This window comes from Roseivivax sp. CAU 1753 (assembly GCF_054482575.1).
Genome location: NZ_JBTLRF010000003.1, coordinates 384,397 through 399,421, shown reverse-complemented (window position 1 = coordinate 399,421; position 15,025 = coordinate 384,397). Strand labels below are relative to the sequence as shown.

The window sequence follows — 15,025 nt, the reverse complement described above, 5'->3', positions numbered from 1 at the left end:
CATGGAAATGCTCGTCGCAAGCGCCATCGGCATCCTGACCGCCGCCGGTCTGTTCCTCGTGATGCGGCTGCGGACCTTCCCGGTGATCCTCGGGACCGCGCTTCTGACCTACGGGGTCAACATCTTTCTCTTCGCCAGCGGGCGGCTGGTCATCGGCGGCGCGCCGATCCTGAGCGACGGGGTCGAAAGCTACACCGATCCGCTGCCCCAGGCGCTGGTGCTGACGGCCATCGTGATTTCCTTCGGCATGACCGCCGTGGTGGTGATGATCGCCCTCGGCGCCTACCTTAGCGGCAATGACGACCGGGTGAACGACGGCCCGCCGGATGCCGACATCGCGGCCCGGCACGCCAACGGGGAGGCCCCCAAATGACCCATTGGATCATCGCCCCGGTCATCATTCCCGCCATGCTCGCGGCCATCATCCTGCTGGCAGCGCGCTACCACATCGGCATCCAGCGGGCGATGTCGCTCGGGGGGGCGTCGGTCGGTCTGCTGGTCGCCCTGGGGCTGTTCTGGCAGGCGTCGGACGGCACGCTGACGCTCTATCAGCTGGGCGACTGGGCGGCGCCTTTCGGGATCGTGCTGGTCGCCGACCGGCTGGCCACGACCATGCTGGTGCTGACCTCCATCCTGTCGATCGCCGTCATCCTCTATGCCATCGGCACCGACTGGGACAAACGCGGACGGCACTTCCATGCGCTGTTCCAGTTCCAGCTGATGGGGATCAACGGCGCGTTCCTGACCGGCGACATCTTCAACCTGTTCGTGTTCTTCGAGGTGCTGCTGATCGCCTCCTACGGGCTGATGATCCACGGCGGCGGCGCGAAGCGGCTCAAGGCGGGCACGCAATACGTGCTTTACAACCTTCTGGGCTCGACCCTGTTCCTGTTCGCGCTGGGGGCGATCTATGCCCAGACCGGCACGCTCAACATGGCCGATCTGGCGGGCCGGGTGGCGCAGATCGCGCCCACCGACAGCGCGGGCATCCGCGTCGCCGCGGTGCTGCTGATCATTGTCTTCGCGATCAAGGCGGCGATCGCTCCGGTGCACTTCTGGCTGCCCTCGTCCTATGCCGAGGCCCCGGGCCCGGTCGCCGCGCTGTTTGCGATCATGACCAAGGTCGGGGCCTATTCGATCCTGCGCATCTACACGCTGGTCTTCCCGCCCGACCTCGAGCTGACGGCGGGGCTGCACGGCTGGTGGCTGATGCCGGTGGGCATGATCGGCCTGGTGATCGGCATGGTCGGCGTGCTGGGCGCGTGGCGGATGGACCGGCTGATCGCCTTCGCGGTGATCGGGTCGATGGGGATGGTGACCATCGCCATTTCGGTCTTCACCGAGGCGGGCATCACCGCCGGGCTTTACTACATCGTGCATTCGACGCTGGCGACGGCGGCGCTGTTCCTGATCGCCGATCTGGTGCTGTCGGTGCGCGGCGGGGCGGGGCTGCGGCTCTATGCATCGACCCCCATTCCGGGCAATGCGATCCTCGCGGCGATGTTCTTTCTCGCCGCCATCGCGATGACCGGCCTGCCGCCGCTCTCGGGCTTTCTCGGCAAGCTGCTGATCCTCGATGCCGCCTATGACAGCCCGCTGGTGGTCTGGGCCTGGGCGACGATCCTCGGCTCTTCGCTGATCGCGGTGGTCGGGTTTTCCCGGGCCGGCAGCATCGTGTTCTGGAAGTCGCGCCAGATCGAGGCCGAACTTGACGACCCGGTGACCGAGATGGACAACGTCGACAGCAAGCCACCCTACCATCCCGCACGCCTGCCGCTGCTGCCGCTGGTGGCCATCGGCGGGCTCGTGACGCTGATCGTGGCGCACACGGTCTTCGCCGGTCCCGCGACCGCGTATTTCCGGGCCACCTCGGCGCAGCTGTTCAACCCCGGGCCCTATATCGCGCTGGTTCTCGGCACCGAGGGCAAGACGATCAAGGACGGCGGCAACGCCCTTGGCTACAAGAAGCACAAGGACGATGGCGGCGACGGGCATGGCGACGAAGCCGACACAACCGACGCGCAGGACACCGGCGCCGCCGACGACCACGCACCCACCGAGGAGGGGCACTGAGCATGGCAACATCACACGACAGCGACCGCCCCGGCCTCTTGCGGCGGCTGTTTCCGCACCCGTTGCTGACGGTGCTGCTGGTCATCGTCTGGCTGATCATCGCCAATTCCTTCACCATCAACTCGATGGTGCTGGGGCTGATCCTGGGCATTCTCATCCCGTTCTTCACCTACCCCTACTGGCCCAACGTTCCGCACGCCTTCAAGGCCGGGCGCATGGTGTCCTACATGGGGCTGGTGGTCTGGGACATCATCGTGGCCAATGTCGTCGTCGCCTGGATCGTGCTCAGCAAGCGCAACGCCGACATGCGGTCGGTCTGGGTCACCATCCCGCTCGATCTGCGCACCCCCGAGGCGATCACCATCCTCGCGGGCACCATCACGCTGACGCCGGGCACCGTGTCGGCGGACCTGTCGGCGGACGGGCATTACCTGCTGGTGCACGCGCTCGATGCCGCCGACGCCGATGCGGTGCGCGACGACATCAAGGACCGGTACGAACGCCGCCTGAAGGAGATTTTCGAATGACCCCGCTCAGTGGCCTCGTCGACTGGACCCTCGTCATCGCCATCGCCGCGGTGGCGCTGAGCCAGGTGATGGCGATGGTGCGGCTTGTCATCGGTCCGGGCACCGGCGACCGCATCCTTGCGCTCGATACGATGGTGATCAACGCCATCGGCCTGATCGTGCTTTTGGGTATCGCCGAAGGGTCCGAGGTCTATTTCGAGGGCGCGTTGATCTTTGCCATGCTGGGCTTCGTCTCGACCGTGGCCTATGCGCGTTTCATTCTGCGGGGGGACATCATCGAATGACCGCTCTACTCGACATACTCATCGCGGCCTCGCTGCTCATCGGGGCGGTCTTCACCCTTGTCGGGTCCTTCGGGCTGCTGAAGCTCGACGACCCGATGAAGCGCCTGCACGCGCCGACCAAGGCCGGAACGCTGGGGGTGGGGGCCTTGATCGTGGCGTCGATCCTGCATTCCTTCACGACCGGGCAGAATTCGGTCCACGAGATCCTGATCGTGGCCTTCCTGTTCGTGACGGCACCGATCTCGGCGCATTTCCTTTCGAAGGTGAACATCCACCGGACACGCTGCGACACGCCGCCCGACCTGCCCGAAGGTCAGGTCTGGGCCACGCTGTCCAAGACCGAGTCCGAGACGGGCTGAAAACCTGCACCGGATTTGTGGCTATTCGGCCAACCCCGGACGTCGCCGGGTTTTCCGCGCTTGGCGCGGGACGGCCACTCGCCTAACAATATCAAAAAACGAGACCACCAAACCGAGCGAGCAGGTTCGATGACATTTCAATTGCCGTCCCGGGCCGCATCCTGCGTGGCCGGTCTTTGCGTTCTGATCGCCTCTGTGCTGCTGGCTCCGGAAGCCGCCGCACAAGACAGGACCCGCATCGGCTATGGCCGCCTGATCGTGAACGATTCCGCGGGCGAGCTGAAAGACCGCTGGCAGACGGGCTCTTTCATGTCGAGCCGCGTCTGGGGTTACGGATGGGACGGCCAGGCCCCGGACCGACCGGGCGCGCTGATCGAACTGCGCTTCAACGGGCAGATCATCGCACCTGCGAACCTGCGCGACTTCAACGTCGCCGATCGGCTTTACGCGGGCTCTCTGTCGCTTGGGGCGCATACGCATTTCAACCGGCACGGCACCGAAATCGCCATCGGCGCGGATCTCGTGATGACAGGGCCGCAGACCCATCTCGACGATTTCCAGAACGCCTTGCACGACCTGCTGAACGTTCCGCGCCCCAGCGACGACATCACCGACGTGCAGATCGAGGACGGTTTCCACCCCACTCTCGTCGCCGAGGCCGGCCGGTCGCTGTCCTTCGGGCAAAACGGCCGGGTCCGGCCCTTCACGGAACTGCGCTGGGGCGTCGAGACGCTCGCGCGGGTGGGGGTCGACGTGACCTTCGGGGCCTTCGGCGTCGGCGAGTTGCTGGCCCGCGATCCGGTCACGGGCACGCGCTACCAGATCGTCTCGAAAGACCCCGTGGGCACCAGCCTCTATCTCGGCGCCGACGTGGCGCAGGTCGCCAGCAGCGCCTACCTGCCGGACGATCGCGGACCCAAGCTGGAACAAAGCCGCACGCGATTGCGCGCGGGGCTGAACTGGCAGGGCGAAAGCTGGGGGGTGCAATACGGCGTCACCTACCTCAGCGAGGAATTCGAGGGCCAGCCCGAAGGGCAGTTCCTGGGCGCGGCCCGGATCAAGTACAACTTTTAGGTTACGCGCGCCGGGCGTGCGGCGACTTTATGTTGCGTATGTGCAACCTGTGGGGGTGTTCATCACTTGTTAACCTTTATGGACCCGCAGTATTTCTTTTCCGATCAACCGGTTTCTGCTAACACTTAACGTAATAAAAAAAGACAGAGGCAGGCAGACGGGTATGGGAACGGGCTATCGTGGCACGTTCGTCATCTCTTGGTCGCAAACGGGTGTAGATGGGTTGGGCGCAGCGCCAGTTGCGTCGCTGACTGTCGGGGCCGCATGGTTCTGGCAAGGTGAAGCGGTTCGGGTCGATGGACCCAATTCATTGCTGTTGCTCGATCGGGCGGACGACGACGCATTTCTACGCAAACGCGCGGCGCGCATGGTGCGCCGCCTTGTGGGCGCGGCATTGACCGGCGTGAAGGATCCATCGACCGTCGAGGTCGATCACCCCCTCACCGACCAAAGCTTCGTGGTCACCGACGGCGTCAAGAGCTTCACCATCACCGTCGTCGAAGTGGGCCCGGACAGCCCGCCGCTGTTGATGTTCGTCGACGACATCCCGCCCAGAAACACCGACCTCTGGATCGTGCATCACACCCTGGATCTGACCGCTGCGGACCCGCAGTCGCATCTGGGCTCGGGCGTGATCTGCTTTACCAAGGGCACCCGCATCCGGGTCGCCGACGGCACCGTCGCCGTCGAGGACCTGAACGAAGGCGACCGGGTCCAGACCAAGGACAACGGCCTGCAGGAGATCTGCTGGATCGGCAGCCGCCGCATGACCGGCGCGCGCCTGTTCGCATTGCCGAAGCTGCGCCCGATCCGCATTCGCGGCGGAGCCTTCGGGGTCGAGCGGCCGGACGACGAATTGCTGGTCTCGCCACAGCACCGCATCCTGTTTCGCGGCGGCGCGGCGCAGGCGCTGTTCAACACCGACGAAGTGCTTGTCGCGGCATCCGACCTGGTCAACGGCACATCCGTCCTGGTCGACACCAAGGTCACCGAGGTGACCTACATCCACCTGATGCTGCCGCGCCACGAGGTGCTGTTCGCCAACGGCGTCGAATCCGAAAGCTTCCACCCCGCCGAGACCCAGCTCAGCACGCTCGATCCCGCCGACCGGGCGCGGCTTGGCTCTTTCGTGCCCTATGTGGAAAACAACCCGATGGCCTATGGCGCAACCGCGCGCCGCAACCTGACCGCCTCGGAAGCCGCGATCCTGCTGCACGACGCCGCCTGACCGCCGCAACCCCACGCAGAGTCGTCGGTGCCCGTGATCCTTCCGCGCGCGCTGCCGTCTATTCCCGGATTTCCTGGGGTGCGACACCCCAGAGCGCGGATTTCTGCGCCCAGCCGGAATGGCCACCGGCCTCGATCTCGCACCATTGCGCCTCGCAGGCCCCCAGCTTGGCGATGACGCCCAGGCCCAGTTCGGCCATGATGGCGGCATCCTGCTGCGGCCGCGCGCGGATCATCAGCTTCTCGCGCTCGACGATGACCGTGCGGACCCCGGACAACAGCGCGTAATGCACCCAGCCGCCCGCGCCATCGCGGTCGCGCACGCGCCGCCAATGGCCGTATTCCGCCGTGATCTCAAGCGGCATGTCGCGGCGCACATAGACCCAGTCGATGCGGTGCGACAGCGACGGTCCGCGCCGCACGTTGCCCTCGGCGGCCTTCATCGACACGAAGCGCGGCAGCGGCAGGTTGGTGACCGGCCCGCGCTCTTCGGCGGCGGCTGCCAGAACCGGCGCCGATGCCATGACCACAGCGCAGATAATTGCCCGAAACGATTTGATCATTGTGATTGCCCGCGATTTTTCGGCGGGGTTCTTGTGCCCCGTCCTGAGTTACGACACTCTGCCCGCAATCCGCCATTCGGGAAAGATCGAGGAGGCCAGCAATGCCGTCAAAACGTCTGAGTGTTGTCGTGACGCGACGATTGCCGGACGCGGTCGAAGCGCGCCTGACCGAGCTGTTCGATACCCGCCTGCGGACCGATGATACCCCCATGACCCGGGCCGAGCTTTCGACCGCGATGCAAGAGGCCGACGTGCTGGTCCCGACGATCACGGATCGCATCGATGCGGGGCTGATCGGCCAGGCCGGGCCGGACCTGAAGCTGATCGCGAACTACGGCGCCGGGATCGACCATATCGACGTCGCCACGGCGCGGTCACGCGGCATTCTGGTCTCGAATACCCCCGGCGTGGTCGATGACGACACCGCCGACATGACCATGGCGCTGATGCTGGCGGTGACGCGGCGCATCCCCGAGGGGCTGGCGGCGCTGCAATCTGGCGCCTGGGCCGGATGGGCCCCTTCGGCGTTCCTCGGCAGCCGGCTGGGCGGCAGGCGGCTTGGCATCCTCGGCATGGGCCGGATCGGTCAGGCGGTGGCGCGGCGGGCCCAGGCCTTCGGCATGCAGGTGCACTACCACAACCGCCAGCGGTTGCGCGAAGAGATCGAGACAGAGCTTGGCGCGACCTATTGGGACAGCCTCGACCAGATGGTCTCGCGGATGGATATCCTGTCGATCAACTGCCCGCACACGCCGTCGACCTTCCACCTGATGAACGCGCGGCGGCTGAAGCTGATGAAGCCGGACGCGGTGATCGTCAACACCTCGCGCGGCGAGGTCATCGACGAGAACGCGCTGGTGCGGATGCTGCGCGCCGGCGAACTGGCCGGGGCCGGGCTTGATGTCTACGAACACGGCACCGGGGTGAACCCCGAACTGCGCGACCTGCCCAACGTGGCGCTGCTGCCCCATATGGGCTCGGCGACCCGCGAGGGCCGCATCGAGATGGGCGAGAAGATCATCATCAACGTCAAGACCTTCTCGGATGGCCACCGGCCCCCGGATCAGGTCATCCCCGCGATGCTGTGAGCAGGGCGGGCCGCGCCGTCCTCGCGCTGTGTCTGGCGGCGGTTTCGGTCGTCACGCTGTTCATGGCCAACCCCGCCGCCGAGGGGGCGGAACGCGCCGCCACCCGCGCCGCCCTTACCGCGGGCGCGATCTATGTCTCGCTCCGGGCGATCAATGCCACGCTGTCTGTCGCCCAGGAGATCGAGGTCGGCGGCGCGCTCGGGGTCTCGGCCAATGCCCGGCCGCTCAAGGTGCTCGAACCCATCGACGACACGGTCGAACGGGTCGCGGCCAGCGTCTTCGCGGTGTCCGTGATCGCCGCCACCCTGTCGGCAACCTTCGGGCCGCTCTCGTCTCTGGGGGCGGGGCTTTTGCTGGCGGTGCTGGTGCCGTGGCTTGTCCTGCCGGGATTGTTGCGGCGACCGGTCAGGGTTCTCGACCGCGCGGTGGTCGGCGCGACGGCGCTGGCCTTTGTCCTGCCGGTGCTGTTCTGGTCCGGGGCCACGCTGGCCGAACGGCTGACCGACACCCGGATGACCGCTGCCCGGGCCGAGTTGTCGCAAATCGCCGACCGCGCGCGCGGCATTTCGCAAAACCCCGCCGAGGGGACAGCGCCCGAAGCTGCGCCCTCGCTGTTCTCGTCGGCGACAGCGGGCATGTTCGATCTGGTCGACACGCTGAACCTGTATCGCGACAACGTGGGTTACTTTCTCGCCCGCGCCGACGACATCCTGCGGGCGTCGCTGACCGTGATCGGGCTGCTCCTGCTCGAGACGCTGATCCTGCCTCTGGCGATTGTCGGCCTCGCGCTGTGGATCATGCGGCGCAGCCTGCCCTGACCGCCCGGCGGGCCGCGCGACATGGTCCCGATATCCGTTAACCACCTGTTATTTATCATTAAAATCCGGTAAATTCTTTCGCATGCGAAAGGTTTCACAGCGCTTTCGGGTGTGGTTTTCCGTGCTACCGTGGGTTGCACGCGATTCTTCAAAGGACATTTTCCCATGCTTCGATCTTCCGTTTGCCTCGTCACGCTCTGCCTGCCTGCCATGGCGCTGTCGCAACAGGCCGCCGATGCCGTCACCACCGAGGCCGCAACGACGACCGACCCTGCGGGCTTTGCCGCGATCTCGGAGGATGTGGCCGCCGCCCTCGACGCCAAGGCCCAGGGCGCGCCGGTCTCCGCGCAGAACTGGATGATTGCCGCCGCCAACCCGCACGCGGTCGCCGCCGGGGCGGACGTGCTGGCTTCGGGCGGCTCCGCGGCGGATGCGATGGTGGCGGCGCAGGTCGTGCTGGGTCTGGTCGAGCCGCAAAGCTCGGGCCTCGGCGGCGGCGCGTTTCTGGTCTGGCACGACGCGGCCACGGGTATGATCACGACCCTCGACGGGCGCGAGACCGCGCCGCTGGCCGCCACGCCGCAACTGTTCCAGGACGACGCGGGCGAACCGCTGGGATTTTTCGACGCGGTTGTCGGCGGGCGTTCGGTGGGCGTTCCGGGCACCCCGGCGCTGCTGCACGCGGCGCATGACCGCTGGGGCACCGCCGATTGGTCCGGGCTCTTCGACCGCGCCATCGCGCTTGCCGAAGGCGGCTTCCCGGTCAGCCCGCGCCTTGCGCAACTGGTCGAAGGCGATGCCGAGCGCCTCGCGCGGTTCGAGGCGACGGCGGCCTATTTCCTGCCCGGCGGCACCGCCATCGCGGCGGGCGACACGCTGATGAACCCCGACTACGCCGCCGTGCTGCGCCGTCTCGCCGCCGAGGGTCCGGATGCCTTCTACACCGGCCCCATCGCCGCGGATATCGTGACCACCGTGCAGGCGGTCGAAGGCAATGCCGGGGTGATGGAGACGCTCGATCTGGCGCTCTACCGGGTCAAGGAACGCCCCGCCGTCTGCGCGCCGTTCCGGGGCACCGAGGTCTGCGGCATGGGCCCGCCCTCGTCGGGCGCGCTGACCGTCGGGCAGATCCTCGGGATGCTGGACACCCTTCCGGTGGGCGCGCCGGACGATGCCGAGACATGGCGGCAGATCGGCGACGCATCGCGCCTCGCCTTCGCCGACCGGGGCCGCTACATGGCCGACAGCGACTATGTGCCGATGCCCACCGACGGTCTGGTCGATCCGGCCTATCTCGCCCGGCGCGCGGCGCTTCTGGCAGGCGACGACGCGCTGCCCGAGGTGGCCCCCGGCGCGCCCGAATGGGACCACGCGCAGCTCTGGGCCGATGACGCGAGCATCGAGTTCCCCTCGACCTCGCATATCTCCATCGTCGATGCGGCGGGCAACGCGCTGTCGATGACCACCACCATCGAGAACGGCTTCGGCTCACGGCTGTTGACCAACGGTTTCCTGCTCAACAACGAGCTGACGGATTTCTCATTCCGCAGCCATGCGGACGGCGTGCCGATCGCCAATCGCGTCGAACCGGGCAAGCGTCCGCGGTCCTCCATGGCCCCGACCATCGTGCGGCGCGACGGCGCGCCGATCCTCGTCGTGGGTTCGCCCGGGGGCAGCCGCATCATCGGCTACGTGGCGCAGACCATCCTGGCGCATCTCGACTGGGGGATGGATGTGCAGCAGGCGGTTGCCATGCCGCATGGCGTCAACCGCTTCGGCACCTTCGATCTTGAGGAAGGCACCACCATGACCGATCTGCAACCCGCGCTCGAGGCGATGGGCTATGAGGTCAACCTGCGCGATCTGACCTCGGGCATCCACGCGATTTCCATCGGCCCGGACGGGTTGTCCGGCGGTGCCGACCCGCGCCGCGAAGGCATCGCGCTGGGGAAATGACGCGGCTGTTGGGTCAGGGCACGGAACGGGACCACGCCGCATGATCGCCTATGTCACCGTCGGTGCCGACGATATCGGTCGTGCGCGGCGCTTCTATTGCGCCATCCTGCCCGCCCTGGGCTACGGGTTGCGGGAGGGGCCCGAGGGTCTGAACTATGCGCTGCGCAACCAACCGGGCCAGTCGGCCGCGCCGCCGGATTTCTACGTCAAGCCCCCCTTCGATGGGCGGCCCGCCTCGGTCGGGAACGGTGTGATGATCGCCTTCGAGGCGCGCAATCAGGAACAGGTGCGCGCGCTGCACGCCGCAGCACTGGCGGCGGGCGGGTCTGACGCAGGCCGCCCGGGATTTCGCGAATCCTACGGGGCAGATTTCTACGTCGGCTACCTGCGCGACCCGCAAGGCAACAAGATCGCGGTGTTTTCCAGCGATCCGACCGAGCTCGGACGAGACGGGTAACAGACATGGTGCGGGCGACGCGCGGAATGGCGGGATTGCCAGGCCGGGCGGATCAGTTGGCCTTGCCCCCGCAGACCCGGGGCCCGCGCACCCGTCGGGAAGGGACGGTGTTCCGGCGACAGACACCATGTCCCGCGTGGCAGGCGACCGGCGAAACGCGCGCCAAGACGGTCACGCAGGCCCCGCGCCGGGACAGCCCGCGCGGATGCCACGCGAGGCACCGGATTAAATCCGGTGCCTCGGGTCGAGTGCGGCAACGGCGGTCCTAGAAGATGCCGTTTTCGCGTTGCAGGCGGCGCACATAGGCGATGATCGCACCGACATCCGCCCGGGTCAGCCCGGCTTGCGCGGGCATGTTGCCGAACGGCCAGTGGTGGCCCCGCACCCCTTGCTCAACCGCGCCCAGAAAGGTGGCGTCGCCGTGATGCGAGGGCTCGTAGATCTTGTGCACGAGCGGCGGCCCCTTGCCATCGCGCCCCCTGGCGTTGGTGCCGTGACAGGCCGCGCAGCGGGCCTCGAAGGCGGTCTGGCCCAGCGTTTCAACCTCGGAGAGGGTTTCGGGAACGGTGACGGCCACCAGCGCGTCGTCGGGCAGGGCGCCGGTTGCGTCGGTACGCGCGGGCTGGAAGACGACATAGGCGATGATGCCGAGTACCGCGACCGCGCCGATCAGAAGGACAGGTTTTTTCATGCCCGACGCCTTGCCAGCCTTCCTGCACGGGAAGGCAAGACGTGGATGCCGGACATGACGATTTCGTGTGGGCGGGATGGCGACCGCAACGTCACCACCCCAGCATCATCAGCCCACGTCCTTGTAGCTGATCTCGCGCGAATCCGCGCCGGGGCCGGCCTTGTCGCGGCGCACGAGGAGCCGGTTGAGCGCGTTCACATAGGCCTTGGCCGAGGCCACGACGGTGTCGGTATCGGCGGACTGGCCGGTGGCGATCATGCCGTCCTCCTCAAGCCGCACCGATACCGTCGCCTGCGCGTCGGTGCCTTCGGTCACGGCGTGGACCTGATAGAGTTGCAGCCGCGCGGTGTTGGGGTGCAGCGCGCGCACCGCCTTGAAGGTCGCATCGACCGGGCCATCGCCTTCGCAGGTGGCCGAGACTTCCTTGCCGTCGATCTCCATTTCGATCGTGGCTTCCGCCGGCCCCCCGGTGCCACAATGCACCGACAGGTTCACGATGCCGAGCCGGTCCTGGTGGCCGTCGGTCGCGGTGGCGGTGACCAGGGCGAGGATATCCTCGTCATAGACCTCTTTCTTGCGGTCGGCGAGTTCCTTGAACCGCACGAACACGTCCTTGAGCTGGTTGTCCCCGACCTCGACGCCAAGCTGCCGCAGCTTGTCGCGCAGCGCCGCGCGGCCCGAATGCTTGCCCATGACGAGGCTGGTGGCGGCAAGGCCCACATCCTCGGGGCGCATGATCTCGAAGGTTTCGGCGTTCTTGAGCATGCCGTCCTGGTGGATGCCCGATTCGTGCGCGAAGGCGTTCTTGCCGACAATGGCCTTGTTGAACTGCACCGGAAAGCCCGACACCGTCGCGACGCGGCGCGAGATGTGCATGATCTTGCGGGTGTCGATGCCGGTCTCGTAGGGCATGATGTCGGAGCGGGTCTTGAGCGCCATCACCACTTCCTCGAGCGCGGTGTTGCCGGCGCGTTCGCCCAGCCCGTTGATGGTGCATTCGATCTGCCGCGCGCCGCCCTCGACCGCGGCCAGCGCGTTGGCCGTCGCCATGCCCAGATCGTTGTGACAATGGGTGGCGAAGATCACGTCGTCCGCGCCGGGCACCTCGGCGATCAGCCGGCGGATCAGGTCGGCGCTTTCACGCGGCGCGGTATAGCCCACCGTGTCGGGAATGTTGATCGTCGTGGCGCCCGCCTTGATGGCGATCTCCACCACCCGCGCGAGGTAGTCCCATTCGGTGCGGGTGGCATCCATCGGCGACCATTGCACGTTGTCGCAAAGGTTGCGGGCATGGGTTACCGTCTCGTGGATGCGGTCGGCCATCTCGTCCATCGACAGGTTGGGGATGGCGCGGTGCAGCGGCGAGGTGCCGATGAAGGTGTGGATGCGCGGGCGTTCGGCCTTTTTCACCGCCTCCCAGCAGCGGTCGATATCGGGCAGCTGCGCCCGGGCGAGGCCGCAGATCACCGACCGCTTCGACCGCTCGGCGATTTCGGAAACGGCGCGGAAATCGCCCTCGGAGGCGATGGGAAAACCCGCCTCGATGATGTCGACGCCCATGTCGTCGAGCAGCTCGGCGATCTCGAGCTTTTCGGAATGGGTCATGGTCGCGCCGGGGCTTTGTTCGCCGTCGCGAAGCGTGGTGTCGAAGATCCACACGCGGTCTTTGTGGTTGGTGGTCATGGCTGTCTCTTGCGTTTGGCTGGTCTGCTTGGGGGAAGGTCGGCGCGGGTCCCGGTCTCCTCTGAGCGGTCGCGCCGAAGGGCACGCTCAGAGGCGGGTAAGCAGCAGCAGCAGGCCAAGCGGACGCAGCCCGGTGGGGCGCGTCAGGGTCGGAATATGGCCGGACGTTGTCATGGGGCCGGACTATACGCGGTGCGGACGGGAAGGAAAGGGGGAAAGTGCAGGGCGGATGGGGTGCGGCTGGAAGGGGGCGGTCCCGGGGGCGGGCGCGGGTCGTGGCGCGGTTGCGACGTGGCGATCCGGCCCGTCGGACCGGCCTTCCGAGGGTCCTGTTGCAGCGTGGTTCCTGTTGCAGCGCGGCTGCGACGATCGATCCGCCGGATGCGTCAGGACACCAGTCTGAGGTTGGGGGGGCGTCCTTTCCGGGATGCCCGGTGCAACTGGTCCGAGTCGCGCTGGTTCATCGCGAGGTCCAGATCCCAGGCCCCGATCTCTTTTGCGGTGCGCCGCAGCCTGTCCTTCTTGCATTGTGCCAGATGACGCCGGACCGCACCCACCCTGAGACATTGCCGCGCCGCGGGCCCGTTGAGAGCGGCCTCAGGCGTTTCGGCGGGCCCATAGATGGCGGTCAACGCGCGGCGTTCCGAGCGGGTCAGCCCGTCGGTCACCATGCGCCCGAGCAACAGCGATTCCGACAGGCAGCCATTGGCGGTGACCACCTCGTGTCGCGCGCAGGCGAAGTGCACCCAGGTGATGGATCGCTTGCCGTTCATGTGGCGAATGCCGGGCATTGACGTCAGGGCTTTGGCCGGGGCGAATGCCTCGGTCCTGAACCAGCCGTCCAGCTGCCCGCCGCCGCCGACCAGCAGCCGGTGTTGCGGCGATACGATCAGGTCCTGCCTGGGCCGCCCGCGCCCAAGCGCCCCGGCGGCGATCAATACGGGCTTTGCGTCCGGCTTGGCCCGTGCCAGCGGATGGATGCCGCTGCGTATCCAGCGAATGGGTTGCGGGCCGTGATCCAGCGTGTTCACCAGATCGCCGACCGCCAAGGCCTCGATCGGGCGGGGCCCGTCCGGCGTGTCGATCAAGGTGCCGGGGGCATAGCAAGGCGGCGGCGCCATGGGATCCGGCGTACCGTTTTCGACCTTGAACGAGAAGGTGCCCGGCGGGTCGTTATGGTCGAAATCGTTGGTGGGATAATTGCTTTCCATGAAGGCATCGTTGCCCGAGCCTTCAAGTTCGAAAACCGTTCCCGCCCCGTCGGTGAACCCGGCAATCGCATGATCGCCGCCAACGTAGGCATCCTGGATATCGTCATAGATATACTCGACATGGAAATCGCCGCCGCCCAGATCGGTGAGCACCACCTGAAAGGAGTTCGCGGCACCGTCGTCGTCGTCATCGTTGATGGAGCCGTCGCTGTAGTTATAGGGTTCGACCGCGTCCCAGGTGATGGTGATCTTGCCGTTTACGGTGTCGAAATCCCAGTAGACCTCACCGCCCTGACCGACATCGAGATCGGAGTAGAAAGGTACAAGCGCAGGCAGGTTGATGACGGAAAACCCGTCATCGTTGTCGTTGTCATGCGAGCCGCCGAACGTGATGATGCCGTTCACACCGATGTAGATCTCGGTGTAGGTGGTGCCGAAGAAATTGATCCCGTCGCTGAAAACGGAGGTGATGTCGATGACGACATTGCCGTCATCGTTGTCGCCGGAATACTTGGGGGTCGACGAGAACGCATTCTCGCCATAGCCCGCTGGCCCACCCATTCCGGAATTCATCGTCGCCATGATGCGCACCCCAAAAGCTTGCCGGGGACGCTATCGGTCAGAGGCAAACGGGTGATTAACGCCGCCCGGGGATCGTTGAAGATGCGTCGAAAATCTTACGCGCGTTTTATCAGCCGCGCGCGGATCGCCACGGTCAACGGTGCGGACCGGAAGGGGGGCATTTCCGGCGGCGGGTGGCGGGGCGTCTGCGCCGGGCGAAGCCAGGTGATCGGCCCTGAGCTGCCGTTTGCACGGTTGCGCCTCTCTGCGGTGCAGCTTCCCCGAACCTGCCATCCGGGGTCTCAAGCAACATAGCTTGGCGGCACAGGGTCAGAAGCGCGGACGAAGTGAACACGCGCTGCGACCGCGCCAATTGCTGCAAAAGCCATCGGTTACGTATTAGGTTGTTTTCTGAGGGCGGCTATCGGTCCATTACTCGTTTTGGCATGATAT

General features: G+C 66.4%; 15 protein-coding genes. 11 read left to right on the top strand and 4 right to left on the bottom strand.

The genetic code is table 11. The features are described 5' to 3' along the window. Position 1 precedes the first annotated feature (1 nt). The 7 genes from ACXYMN_RS09385 (at position 2) to ACXYMN_RS09355 (ending at position 5,545) form a co-directional block, all read left to right on the top strand. Positions 2-373 carry a Na+/H+ antiporter subunit C gene (locus ACXYMN_RS09385; RefSeq protein WP_459013323.1) on the top strand — a complete coding sequence of 124 codons (372 nt, stop codon included), beginning with the start codon at positions 2-4 and terminating at the stop codon, positions 371-373. Next, entirely contained in the window at positions 370-2,073 is a 1,704-nt protein-coding gene (locus tag ACXYMN_RS09380) for a monovalent cation/H+ antiporter subunit D (protein WP_459013322.1), read from the top strand. Before ACXYMN_RS09385 ends, ACXYMN_RS09380 begins: the two co-directional genes overlap by 4 nt. Before the next feature lie 2 nt (positions 2,074-2,075). Further along, entirely contained in the window at positions 2,076-2,600 is a 525-nt protein-coding gene (locus ACXYMN_RS09375; protein ID WP_459013321.1) for a Na+/H+ antiporter subunit E, read from the top strand. After that, positions 2,597-2,884 (top strand): K+/H+ antiporter subunit F, encoded by a 288-nt coding sequence (locus tag ACXYMN_RS09370; protein WP_459013320.1) that lies wholly within the window; start codon positions 2,597-2,599, stop codon positions 2,882-2,884. Before ACXYMN_RS09375 ends, ACXYMN_RS09370 begins: the two co-directional genes overlap by 4 nt. Then, positions 2,881-3,243, top strand: a complete 363-nt coding sequence (locus tag ACXYMN_RS09365) for a Na+/H+ antiporter subunit G (protein WP_459013319.1) — start codon at positions 2,881-2,883, stop codon at positions 3,241-3,243. The genes ACXYMN_RS09370 and ACXYMN_RS09365 overlap by 4 nt, the downstream gene beginning before the upstream one ends. Before the next feature lie 129 nt (positions 3,244-3,372). Continuing rightward, positions 3,373-4,317 carry a lipid A-modifier LpxR family protein gene (locus ACXYMN_RS09360; protein WP_459013318.1) on the top strand — a complete coding sequence of 315 codons (945 nt, stop codon included), beginning with the start codon at positions 3,373-3,375 and terminating at the stop codon, positions 4,315-4,317. 163 nt (positions 4,318-4,480) lie between these two features. Then, positions 4,481-5,545: a Hint domain-containing protein gene (locus ACXYMN_RS09355; protein ID WP_459013316.1), complete on the top strand. Its 1,065-nt coding sequence runs from the start codon at positions 4,481-4,483 to the stop codon at positions 5,543-5,545. A gap of 58 nt (positions 5,546-5,603) precedes the next feature. Here the strand turns inward: ACXYMN_RS09355 and ACXYMN_RS09350 are convergent, their stop codons facing one another. Continuing rightward, complete coding sequence (locus tag ACXYMN_RS09350; RefSeq protein WP_459013315.1) at positions 5,604-6,107, bottom strand: SH3 domain-containing protein; 504 nt, start codon at positions 6,105-6,107, stop codon at positions 5,604-5,606. A gap of 101 nt (positions 6,108-6,208) precedes the next feature. Between ACXYMN_RS09350 and ACXYMN_RS09345 the strand changes: the two genes are divergently transcribed. The 4 genes from ACXYMN_RS09345 to ACXYMN_RS09330 all read left to right on the top strand — a co-directional run bounded on the left by ACXYMN_RS09345 (position 6,209) and on the right by ACXYMN_RS09330 (position 10,426). Further along, positions 6,209-7,195: a 2-hydroxyacid dehydrogenase gene (locus ACXYMN_RS09345; RefSeq protein WP_459013314.1), complete on the top strand. Its 987-nt coding sequence runs from the start codon at positions 6,209-6,211 to the stop codon at positions 7,193-7,195. Further along, a complete protein-coding gene (locus ACXYMN_RS09340; protein ID WP_459013313.1) occupies positions 7,192-8,013 on the top strand; it encodes a hypothetical protein in 822 nt (273 codons plus the stop codon). Before ACXYMN_RS09345 ends, ACXYMN_RS09340 begins: the two co-directional genes overlap by 4 nt. 165 nt (positions 8,014-8,178) lie before the next feature. Beyond that, positions 8,179-9,969, top strand: coding sequence for a gamma-glutamyltransferase (ggt, locus tag ACXYMN_RS09335; protein WP_459013312.1), 1,791 nt, complete (start codon positions 8,179-8,181; stop codon positions 9,967-9,969). 40 nt (positions 9,970-10,009) lie between these two features. After that, a complete protein-coding gene (locus ACXYMN_RS09330; protein ID WP_459013311.1) occupies positions 10,010-10,426 on the top strand; it encodes a VOC family protein in 417 nt (138 codons plus the stop codon). Between the two features lie 265 nt (positions 10,427-10,691). Here ACXYMN_RS09330 and ACXYMN_RS09325 read toward each other — a convergent pair whose 3' ends face one another. The 3 genes from ACXYMN_RS09325 to ACXYMN_RS09315 form a co-directional block, all read right to left on the bottom strand. Next, positions 10,692-11,117: a c-type cytochrome gene (locus tag ACXYMN_RS09325; protein WP_459013310.1), complete on the bottom strand. Its 426-nt coding sequence runs from the start codon at positions 11,115-11,117 to the stop codon at positions 10,692-10,694. 108 nt (positions 11,118-11,225) lie between these two features. Next, entirely contained in the window at positions 11,226-12,800 is a 1,575-nt protein-coding gene (locus ACXYMN_RS09320) for a 2-isopropylmalate synthase (RefSeq protein ID WP_459013309.1), read from the bottom strand. Positions 12,801-13,186: 386 nt separating this feature from the next. Next, positions 13,187-14,593, bottom strand: coding sequence for a Hint domain-containing protein (locus tag ACXYMN_RS09315; RefSeq protein ID WP_459013308.1), 1,407 nt, complete (start codon positions 14,591-14,593; stop codon positions 13,187-13,189). Positions 14,594-15,025 lie beyond the last annotated feature (432 nt).

Bases quoted from the DNA above. Each gene is read 5' to 3' on its own strand.
- ACXYMN_RS09385 (WP_459013323.1), top strand. From the start codon at position 2: ATGGAAATGCTCGTCGCAAGCGCCATCGGCATCCTGACCGCCGCCGGT.
- ACXYMN_RS09380 (WP_459013322.1), top strand. From the start codon at position 370: ATGACCCATTGGATCATCGCCCCGGTCATCATTCCCGCCATGCTCGCG.
- ACXYMN_RS09375 (WP_459013321.1), top strand. From the start codon at position 2,076: ATGGCAACATCACACGACAGCGACCGCCCCGGCCTCTTGCGGCGGCTG.
- ACXYMN_RS09370 (WP_459013320.1), top strand. From the start codon at position 2,597: ATGACCCCGCTCAGTGGCCTCGTCGACTGGACCCTCGTCATCGCCATC.
- ACXYMN_RS09365 (WP_459013319.1), top strand. From the start codon at position 2,881: ATGACCGCTCTACTCGACATACTCATCGCGGCCTCGCTGCTCATCGGG.
- ACXYMN_RS09360 (WP_459013318.1), top strand. From the start codon at position 3,373: ATGACATTTCAATTGCCGTCCCGGGCCGCATCCTGCGTGGCCGGTCTT.
- ACXYMN_RS09355 (WP_459013316.1), top strand. From the start codon at position 4,481: ATGGGAACGGGCTATCGTGGCACGTTCGTCATCTCTTGGTCGCAAACG.
- ACXYMN_RS09350 (WP_459013315.1), bottom strand. From the start codon at position 6,107: ATGATCAAATCGTTTCGGGCAATTATCTGCGCTGTGGTCATGGCATCG.
- ACXYMN_RS09345 (WP_459013314.1), top strand. From the start codon at position 6,209: ATGCCGTCAAAACGTCTGAGTGTTGTCGTGACGCGACGATTGCCGGAC.
- ggt (WP_459013312.1), top strand. From the start codon at position 8,179: ATGCTTCGATCTTCCGTTTGCCTCGTCACGCTCTGCCTGCCTGCCATG.
- ACXYMN_RS09330 (WP_459013311.1), top strand. From the start codon at position 10,010: ATGATCGCCTATGTCACCGTCGGTGCCGACGATATCGGTCGTGCGCGG.
- ACXYMN_RS09325 (WP_459013310.1), bottom strand. From the start codon at position 11,117: ATGAAAAAACCTGTCCTTCTGATCGGCGCGGTCGCGGTACTCGGCATC.
- ACXYMN_RS09320 (WP_459013309.1), bottom strand. From the start codon at position 12,800: ATGACCACCAACCACAAAGACCGCGTGTGGATCTTCGACACCACGCTT.
- ACXYMN_RS09315 (WP_459013308.1), bottom strand. From the start codon at position 14,593: ATGGCGACGATGAATTCCGGAATGGGTGGGCCAGCGGGCTATGGCGAG.